This window comes from Acinetobacter lwoffii, assembly GCF_024129735.1.
GTDB classification, from domain to species: Bacteria; Pseudomonadota; Gammaproteobacteria; order Pseudomonadales; family Moraxellaceae; genus Acinetobacter; species Acinetobacter lwoffii_H.
Genome location: NZ_JAMXXK010000079.1, coordinates 1 through 9,009, shown reverse-complemented (window position 1 = coordinate 9,009; position 9,009 = coordinate 1). Strand labels below are relative to the sequence as shown.

General features: G+C 42.8%; 9 protein-coding genes. 8 read left to right on the top strand and 1 reads right to left on the bottom strand.

The genetic code is table 11. From position 1 onward, the window contains the following. Nucleotides 1–94: 94 nt before the first annotated feature. Nucleotides 95–367, top strand: a complete 273-nt coding sequence (locus NI469_RS15135) for a hypothetical protein (protein ID WP_253147127.1) — start codon at nucleotides 95–97, stop codon at nucleotides 365–367. A 59-nt stretch (nucleotides 368–426) separates the two neighbouring features. On the opposite strand, the gene ilvA is transcribed toward NI469_RS15135, so the two are convergent. Continuing rightward, nucleotides 427–1,965: a threonine ammonia-lyase, biosynthetic gene (ilvA, locus tag NI469_RS15130; protein WP_004646781.1), complete on the bottom strand. Its 1,539-nt coding sequence runs from the start codon at nucleotides 1,963–1,965 to the stop codon at nucleotides 427–429. A 104-nt stretch (nucleotides 1,966–2,069) separates the two neighbouring features. Here ilvA and rpiA point away from each other — a divergent pair, with 104 nt between their 5' ends. The 7 genes from rpiA to NI469_RS15095 all read left to right on the top strand — a co-directional run bounded on the left by rpiA (nucleotide 2,070) and on the right by NI469_RS15095 (nucleotide 8,819). Further along, on the top strand, nucleotides 2,070–2,741 hold the full coding sequence (rpiA, locus tag NI469_RS15125) for a ribose-5-phosphate isomerase RpiA (protein ID WP_004279784.1): 672 nt from the start codon (nucleotides 2,070–2,072) through the stop codon (nucleotides 2,739–2,741). Between the two features lie 168 nt (nucleotides 2,742–2,909). Beyond that, the gene (locus NI469_RS15120) at nucleotides 2,910–3,590 is read left to right on the top strand and encodes a M48 family metallopeptidase (RefSeq protein WP_253145382.1); all 681 of its coding nucleotides are present in this window, start codon (nucleotides 2,910–2,912) and stop codon (nucleotides 3,588–3,590) included. A 183-nt stretch (nucleotides 3,591–3,773) separates the two neighbouring features. Then, a complete protein-coding gene (argC, locus tag NI469_RS15115) occupies nucleotides 3,774–4,829 on the top strand; it encodes an N-acetyl-gamma-glutamyl-phosphate reductase (RefSeq protein WP_253147140.1) in 1,056 nt (351 codons plus the stop codon). A gap of 77 nt (nucleotides 4,830–4,906) precedes the next feature. Next, entirely contained in the window at nucleotides 4,907–5,656 is a 750-nt protein-coding gene (locus NI469_RS15110) for a DUF6776 family protein (protein WP_253175630.1), read from the top strand. An 18-nt stretch (nucleotides 5,657–5,674) separates the two neighbouring features. Continuing rightward, the gene (gene clpS, locus NI469_RS15105) at nucleotides 5,675–6,088 is read left to right on the top strand and encodes an ATP-dependent Clp protease adapter ClpS (protein WP_004279780.1); all 414 of its coding nucleotides are present in this window, start codon (nucleotides 5,675–5,677) and stop codon (nucleotides 6,086–6,088) included. A 9-nt stretch (nucleotides 6,089–6,097) separates the two neighbouring features. Then, nucleotides 6,098–8,374: an ATP-dependent Clp protease ATP-binding subunit ClpA gene (gene clpA / locus NI469_RS15100; RefSeq protein ID WP_253175629.1), complete on the top strand. Its 2,277-nt coding sequence runs from the start codon at nucleotides 6,098–6,100 to the stop codon at nucleotides 8,372–8,374. 91 nt (nucleotides 8,375–8,465) lie between these two features. After that, the gene (locus NI469_RS15095) at nucleotides 8,466–8,819 is read left to right on the top strand and encodes a YnfA family protein (protein WP_004646786.1); all 354 of its coding nucleotides are present in this window, start codon (nucleotides 8,466–8,468) and stop codon (nucleotides 8,817–8,819) included. Nucleotides 8,820–9,009 lie beyond the last annotated feature (190 nt).

The window sequence follows — 9,009 nt, the reverse complement described above, 5'->3', positions numbered from 1 at the left end:
CCATCGTCCTAGAAAAACACTAGGTTGGTATACACCGAGTGAAGTTATGGCTGGTTTTTATACTGTTGCACTTGCCGCTTGAATCCGCCAAGAATTGAATCCGATTATTTATGATTTATATGTAGGTATGATTTCTAATTTAGAGATCATTCTTGAAGTAGAAAAAGATAAAGATCTTGAACAGCTAAAGGGAAGATTAATTAAAACTTACGAAAAACTTGATCAGCTTCAAAATGATATTTTACATTTAGCTATATTTAGTAAAGATAAAATTTTAGATGATGATCGCAGGAGATATCACAGTATTGATATTAAAGTTGCACACGAAGTTTTAACTACAACTCTAAATAGTTTAAAAAATCATTAATAAAATTTATTGTATATAAATAAAAAACCGCCTCGAAAGGCGGTTTATGTTTGAGAGAATTACTTCAAGAAACGTTGATAACCCAGATTATTGGTAATTTCCTGATATGGATAGGTAATGGTTTCGAGAGTTTCGATCAAACCGTCCGGATTTTGTTGTGCATCGGTCGCTTCAAGACCCACCAGAACACGTCCTTCAGCAGCGCCGTGGTTACGGTAGTGGAACAGGGTAATGTTATGGGTCGGGCCCAGACGTTCCAGGAACATCAGTAAAGCGCCAGGACGCTCCGGGAATTCCACTCGGAACAGGCGTTCATTTTCAATATCGGCATGACCACCGATCAGGTAACGGATATGCAGTTTGGCCACTTCGTCATCAGACAGATCATCAACGTCATACTGGAACTTTAAGGTTTCATAAATTTCTTGACGTTCTTTCTCGCCATTTTTTAGACTAATACCGACAAAGACCTGTGCCGCAGAAGCATCGCTGGCACGGTAGTTAAATTCAGTAATATTACGACCTTGCAAGGCACGGCAGAAGCTCAGGAATGAACCTTTCTGTTCTGGAATGGTCACGGCAAAGATTGCTTCTTTTCGTTCACCCAATTCGGTACGTTCAGCGATATAACGTAAACGGTCGAAGTTCATGTTGGCGCCGCAGACAATCGACACCATGTTTTTCCCTTCGATACCATGTTCAGCTACGTACTTTTTGATGCCGGCCAGTGCCATTGCACCAGATGGTTCGACAATGCTACGGCATTCGTCATAAGTGTCTTTAATCGCTGCACAGACTTCATCCGTATTTACCAGCACCACATTCGGTTCAACGATCGGGCCTGAATTGTCCGACTTTTGCAGACGAATCACATCAAATGGTTTTTCACCAATTTGGGCTACAGCTGTACCATCAGCAAATAAACCTACAGATGGAAGAATCACACGCTCATTGGCTTCTAAAGCAGCTTTTAAACAGGCAGATTCGTCGTATTCCACGGGAATGACTTTCACATGTGGTGCGACATCACCTAAATACGCTGCAACACCTGCGATCAGGCCGCCGCCGCCTACTGCAACGAAGACATAATCGACGTCGCGCCACTGACGCAGAATTTCATTGGCAATGGTGCCTTGGCCAGCAATCACCAGTTCATCATCATAAGGCGGAATGAAAGTCATCCCATCTTCCTGGGCACGTTGAATCGCATATTTATTGGCAACATCAAATGAATCACCATGCAAAACCACTTCGCCACCCAGACGTTTAACCGCCTGTACCTTGATATCAGGTGTGGTTTTAGGCATCACAATAATCGCGCGAATACCCAGCTTTTTCCCTGAGAGTGCCACGCCCTGTGCATGGTTGCCCGCTGAAGCAGTAATAACGCCACGTTCCATTTGTGATTTCGGTAGTTGACTAATACGGTTATAGGCACCGCGTAGTTTGAATGAAAAAACCGGTTGTAAATCTTCACGTTTAAAGCGGATGTTATTATTGAGTCGTTCGCTAATTCGTGGCGCTGCTTCGAGTGGAGTTTCGATTGCAACATCGTAGACCGTTGCTTGTAAAATTTGTCGAACCAAACGAGACAGCATGTTAATTTTCCATCTAACAGTTTAAAATAGGGGCTTATTGTAACAAACCACACGGCTTTGCGGTTTAAAAAAGCTGCAAAAGTCCAAAATAGTTGAGTGAAGCCATGAGTCTATATGCAACCCAAGATGAGAAAAAACAAGCAGCAGCTAAAGCCGCTTTAAAACACTTGCCAAAAGGGGGCATTTTAGGCGTAGGTACAGGCAGTACTGTAAACTTTTTAATTGACTTATTACCTGAGCTGCAATTGGAAGCTGCGGTAGCCAGTTCAGAAGCAACTGCACAGCGCTTAAAAAAGCTCGGTATTGAAGTAGTGGATATGAACTCTGTCAGTGGTCTGGATGCTTATGTTGATGGCGCAGATGAAATTGATCGTCATATGCATATGATCAAAGGTGGCGGCGCAGCGCTCACACGTGAAAAAATTGTTGCCTCTATCGCGAAAAAATTCGTGTGTATCGTTGATGATTCAAAATGGGTGGGACAATTGGGCCGTGAATTCCCGCTTCCGGTAGAAGTGATTCCAATGGCGCGTTCTGCTGTTGCGCGTAAAATTGTATCTTTAGGTGGCGATCCTGCTTATCGTGAAGGTGTGGTAACTGACAACGGTAACGTGATTTTAGATGTATATAACCTCAATATTCTGAATGCGCTTGAACTGGAAAAAACCTTAAACGATATTCCGGGCGTGGTGTGTAACGGTATCTTTGCGATCAACAAAGCAGATATCGCAATTGTCGCGACGGATAACGGAATTGAAGAGCGTACAGCGGTTTAATTTTAAAATCTCCCCAAATCCTGAACAGAAGTTAAAGTACTGCTTTAACTTTTGTGCAAGAAAAGCCTCATTTTAGATTTTTTAAGAGGGGCTTTTCTCCCTCCTTAATAAAGGTGAGTAGCACTGCTACGCAAGGGGGAGGATTAAAAAAATGATTAAATATAAAAAATGACCTTATCCGACCTACCCGAAATTCAAATCACCCGAAATGTCCGTTCAACACGGTTACGTTTGCGTGTCGATGCAACACAGATTCGCCTTACAGCACCGGTTTTTTGCAGCAAAAAACAGATACAGCATTTTATTGAACAATCTGAAAGTTGGCTGATTAAAACCTGGCAATCCCAGCAGGAAAAAATCGAAAATATTGACCGGACGCTACCGAGTGAGCTGCGGTTATTCAATCTAAAAGCAGCAGTAAAAATTTCTTATCACAGCCAGAAAAACAACTTTATTTTTGATCATGAAGATCTACAGCTTTGGATCAGTGACCGACATCCTGAAGAATATTTAAAAACTTTCGTGATTGCCTACGCAAAAGAACAGCTTCCTTCATATTTAAATCTCGTCTCACAGCAATGTCATTTGCCTTTTAAAAACTGCAACATTAGACATCCCAAAACCCGATGGGGCAGTTGTTCTGCCAAACATGACATTATGTTGAACAGCGCGCTGGTATTATTTCCTGAACAAGTCGCGCGTTATGTCGCTGTCCATGAACTGGTACATACAAAGCATTTTGATCATAGTCCACGGTTTTGGGCAGAAGTTGCCAAGCATGATCAGCATTTCCAGCAGCATCGTATAACGCTGAAAAATACGCCGTTGCCATATTGGTGGGGTGCCTAAAAGCATAATTAATAAGTCCATATAACTCTATTAAAATAGCCTAAGCAATCTATGCATTTAATCCTCTAAACCGGCCTTATCCTACTGATCAATTAAAAAACCAGCAAACCCCAGTGAAATGGTTTAGAAAACCTCAACTTCCTGTCATACTAGGCCTTATAAAGGAAACATTTATTTGAGGTAATCATCGTGATTTCAGTGGGTATTGTGGGTGGTACGGGTTATACAGGCGTTGAACTTTTACGTCTTTTGCTACGACATTCAGATGTAAATGTAACAGCACTGACATCACGTACTGAAGCAGGTCGTCGTGTAGATGACATGTTCCCAAGCTTGCGCGGGCATACCGATCTTAAATTCTCTGATTTAAGTCTGGATTTATTAAAATCATGCGATGTGGTGTTCTTTGCAACACCGCATGGTGTCGCAATGAAACATGCCGAAGAGCTGGTCGCTGCAAATACCAAAGTGATCGACCTAGCTGCCGATTTCCGTTTACAAGATCTTGCACAGTTTGAAAAATGGTATGGCATGCAACATGCATGTCCAGAACTGTTAAAAGATTCTGTTTACGGTTTATCTGAATTGAATCGTGAAGACATTAAAAAAGCCAATGTGATCGGGAATCCGGGGTGTTACCCAACCACAGTTCAGCTGGGTCTGGCGCCAGTTTTAAAAGCGGCTGAAGCATTGGTGAAACCTGAAAGCATTATTATTGATGCCAAATCGGGTGTATCAGGTGCAGGTCGTAAAGCCAGTATGGGCATGATTTATTCTGAAAATGCCGATAATTTTAAGGCCTATGGTGTAGCGGGTCATCGTCATCACCCTGAAATTGTCGAAGCACTGGAAAATATTTCAGGTCAAAAAAATGTGTTTGATCATATTTTATTTGTACCGCATTTGGTGCCGATGATTCGTGGTATGTTGTCGACCATTTATATCGATTTAACTGAAGCAGGGCAAACGGCAGATTTACAAGCGCTATATGAGCAGTTCTATGCAAATGAAGCATTTGTGGATGTCATGCCGGCAGGTAGCTCACCTGAAACGCGTTCAGTGCGTGGAGCGAATCAGTTGCGTATTGCCTTGTATAAGCCACAACCAACGAAACTGGTTGTACTGGTTGCACAAGACAATCTGGTAAAAGGCGCAGCAGGTCAGGCTGTACAAAACATGAACCTGATGTTTGGTTTTGCTGAAGACGCTGGCTTAAATAATATTGGTTTATTACCATAAAAAACGTATTAGAACTTCACACACATTTAGATTTGGATTTAAATGTGTGTCTTGATTAAAGCAAACAAGAGATCAAAATGCCGAATAACGAGTCAAATACGACGCTTCCTCAGGAACCCGGTACTAAGAAACCATTCATGAAAGGCAATACCCCCTTAGCCATTGGTGCGGCTGTATTGATCTTAAGCAGTGGCGTACTCGGATATACCGTAGGACATCGTCAGGGTTTGACTGCGGCAGGTTATGATGCGGATGCAGAGCAACTGGTCGATGTAGTACAGACTCAAAAAGCCAGTCTGGAAACACTGAACAAGACGCTGAATACTGCGGTTCAGGAGCGTGATCTGGCTGTCAGCAATGCCAATGATCTGTATCTGGCCATGACCAAGGCACGTGATGAACAGGTGCAGGCCGAAAGTGTGAGAACCATTTATCGCGAGATCTTGCGTCAGCGTGGTGGTCTGGCATTGGCGGTTCAAAACCTGTCGATTAAACCATTACCCGAAAATGCTTTTGAATACCAGATTGATCTGGTTCAGGTCAGCCCAGGCAAAAGCCGTGCTTCAGGTAGCGTGGAACTGCGCCTGATTAAAGGGACTGAAATTCTGGTGGTACCACTGGAAGATAAAAACTTTAATTTTGAAAATTATGAGCGACTCACTGGCCGCTGGACCATGCCTAAGGGCTTTAAGCCAGAATTTATTGAAGTGCGTCTTACTGGTGCCAAACCTGTGATTCGTCGTTTTAGTTGGGAACAGGGCAAAGCAGTCGAAAATCAGTCTGCCACCTTGTCAGAAATTCCGAAAACCGAAGCAAATGCAAATTAAGTGTGAAATATAAATCTTATGCCAAGCAATAAACGTCAAATGTGTTTAAGTGATATTAAAAATTCTTTTAATGAGTCTGGAATCGTTGATTGGCATATCAGCCCACGTTTAGCAAATGAACCCTCTGAAGACGGTGATTCTGACCTAGCTGTACAGACTGCACCGCCAGAACTGAAACGTCCACCGTTGTATGCCGTTGTTTTATTAAATGACGACTATACGCCGATGGAGTTTGTAATTGAAATTTTACAACAATACTTTGCAATGAATCTTGACCAAGCTACACAAGTAATGCTAACTGTACATTATGAAGGAAAGGGTGTAGCTGGGGTCTATCCTCGAGACATTGCGGAGACCAAAGCGAACCAAGTCAATAATTATGCTCGATCACAAGGTCATCCGTTACTTTGCCAAATAGAGCCTAAAGATTAAGGGGGTTACATGCTCAGTCGTCAATTAGAAGTATCACTACGTTTGGCTGTCAGCATGGCTCGTCAAAAGAGACATGAGTTCCTGACCGTAGAACATTTATTGTTAGCCTTGCTTGACAACGATTCCGCCGTGAATGCCCTGAAAGCATGTGGTGCGGACATCATCGTGTTGCGTAAGGAATTAGAAGAGTACGTAGAACAACATACCCCTAAACTTGGTGAAAATAGTGATCAGGCACCACACCCGACAGAAAGCTTCGACCGGATCTTGCAACGCGCGATTTTTCACGTGCAATCAAGCGGTGGTGATCGTACTGTAGAAGGTGCTGATATTCTGGTTGCCATGTATTCTGAGCGTGACTCATTTGCAGTCTATCTGCTTAAACGTCATCAAATTAACCGTCTGACCCTGACTCAGTACCTGTCTCATGGTACCCGTAAAGAAGATGTACAGTCTGAAGAAGAAATCGAAGACCTAGATGGCGAATCAGCATCTTCAGCAAGTTCAGGTCCACTTGAACTTTATACCACTAACCTGAATGTTGAAGCACAAAAAGGCAAGACCGATCCACTGATTGGTCGTGAAAAAGAAATCGAGCGTGCCGCGCAAATCCTTTGCCGCCGTCGTAAAAACAATCCACTCCTTGTCGGTGATCCGGGAGTTGGTAAAACCTCAATTGCTGAAGGTCTTGCTTGGTTAATCGTCAATGGTAAAGCGCCAAAACCACTGGAAAATGCTGAAATTTTCAGTCTGGACATTGGTGCTTTGGTAGCAGGAACCAAATACCGTGGTGATTTTGAAAAACGCTTGAAACAGCTTTTAAATGCGCTGAAAAAGAAACCTGAAGCCGTGTTGTTTATTGATGAAATTCACATGATTATTGGTGCAGGCTCGAGTATGGGCAGTACCATGGATGCATCGAATCTGATCAAACCGGCGTTGGCAAATGGTTCTTTACGTTGCATTGGCTCAACCACTTTCCAGGAATACCGCCAGGTCTTTGAGAAAGATCATGCTTTGTCACGTCGTTTCCAGAAAATTGATGTGAACGAGCCATCTATTTCTGAAACTATTGATATCCTACGTGGTCTGAAATCGAAGTTTGAAGATTTTCATCATGTGGAATATGACGATCAAGCTTTGGTGTCTGCGGTAGAACTTTCTGCAAAATTTATCAACGACCGTTTCTTGCCAGATAAGGCGATTGATGTCATTGATGAGGCCGGTGCTCAGCGCCGTTTAAAAGCGGAGCAAGACGACAGTTTGATTACTGTGGAAAATATTGAAGACATCGTCTCTAAAATTGCGCGTATTCCACCAAAAACTGTTTCTAAAGATGATAAGAGCGTGCTGGAAAATCTTGAGCGCGATCTGAAACGTGTGGTCTTTGGTCAGGATGAAGCGATTGAGGCCTTGGCATCTGCGATTAAACTGTCACGTGCCGGTTTGAAGTCTCCAGATAAGCCTGTAGGTAGTTTTGTCTTTGCGGGTCCTACAGGTGTTGGTAAAACCGAAGTGACCAAGCAGCTCGCGAAACAGATGGGTGTGGAACTGGTTCGTTTTGATATGTCGGAATATATGGAACGCCATGCAGTGTCTCGTTTAATCGGTGCACCTCCGGGCTATGTCGGTTTTGATCAGGGTGGGTTATTGACCGATGCGATTCATAAAAATCCACATTGTGTGCTATTGCTCGATGAGATCGAAAAAGCGCATCCAGATGTGTTTAATCTGTTATTGCAGATTATGGATCATGGTTCATTGACCGATAACAATGGGCGTAAATCTGATTTCCGTAACGTGGTTTTGGTACTAACAACCAATATTGGTGCTGAAAGTATTTCACGTGTCAGCATTGGTTTTATGGAACAAGACAATAGCAATGATAATCAGGAAGCGATGAAGAAAGCCTTCTCGCCAGAATTCCGTAACCGTCTCGATGGCGTGATTCAGTTTAAGGCATTGCCAAGCAGTATTATTGAAAATGTCGTGGATAAATTCCTGACTGAACTGCAAGCGCAACTGGATGACAAGAAAGTCATGCTGGAAGTGGATCAGAGTGCACGCGAATGGATGGCTGAACAGGGCTATGACCGTTTGATGGGCGCACGTCCAATGCAACGTCTGATTCAGGAACATCTGAAAAAACCATTGGCAGAAATGATTCTGTTTGGTGAACTGGCTGAAAATGGTGGCAACGTTGCAGTGTCGGTGAAGAAAGAAAATGGTAAGCCTGTAGGTTTAAAACTTGAAGTCTTTGAAGACCAGACTGCTGAACCAGCTTAATTAATAAGAAGGATCAAACCCGTGCTTGCACGGGTTTTTTCATGGACTCATATTTTAAATTATCAAATTCATATCATTTAAAAGATAAATTATGGATATTCAAGTTACCAAGCTGTTCACGACATTTTTACTGTTTTTAGTCACGGCATTGATGGAAATTTTAGGTTGTTATTTTCCCTATCTGATTTTAAATCAGGGGAGAAGCCACTGGTTATGGATTCCGACAGCTCTGGCTTTGGCGGCTTTTGTCTGGCTGTTAACCTTGCATCCAGCTGCTTCAGGACGGATCTATGCCGCTTATGGTGGTATCTATATTTTTTCAGCGCTAATGTGGTTGCGCTTCGTTGATCAAGTGACTCTATCGCGTTGGGATCTACTTGGTGGCATGGTGGTAATACTGGGCGCGTTGATTATTATTTTGCAGCCGCAAGGCTTGGTGCGTTAGCAAGATATAACAGTAAACCTTATTAAAAAAGGCAGCCACAGCTACCTTTTTTTGTTTTTGGATTTTTTAATTTCAAATCAAACTTGATGTCTTATTTAGTTAACCTGAGTTCGACGAAATCTGCTTAGCCTTTTAGCATATTTTGGAAAGTTGGCTTATTGGGATTCAAACAATAAGCCACTACAGCAGC

Bases quoted from the DNA above. Each gene is read 5' to 3' on its own strand.
- ilvA (WP_004646781.1), bottom strand. From the start codon at position 1,965: ATGCTGTCTCGTTTGGTTCGACAAATTTTACAAGCAACGGTCTACGAT.
- rpiA (WP_004279784.1), top strand. From the start codon at position 2,070: ATGAGTCTATATGCAACCCAAGATGAGAAAAAACAAGCAGCAGCTAAA.
- NI469_RS15120 (WP_253145382.1), top strand. From the start codon at position 2,910: ATGACCTTATCCGACCTACCCGAAATTCAAATCACCCGAAATGTCCGT.
- NI469_RS15110 (WP_253175630.1), top strand. From the start codon at position 4,907: ATGCCGAATAACGAGTCAAATACGACGCTTCCTCAGGAACCCGGTACT.
- clpS (WP_004279780.1), top strand. From the start codon at position 5,675: ATGCCAAGCAATAAACGTCAAATGTGTTTAAGTGATATTAAAAATTCT.
- clpA (WP_253175629.1), top strand. From the start codon at position 6,098: ATGCTCAGTCGTCAATTAGAAGTATCACTACGTTTGGCTGTCAGCATG.
- NI469_RS15095 (WP_004646786.1), top strand. From the start codon at position 8,466: ATGGATATTCAAGTTACCAAGCTGTTCACGACATTTTTACTGTTTTTA.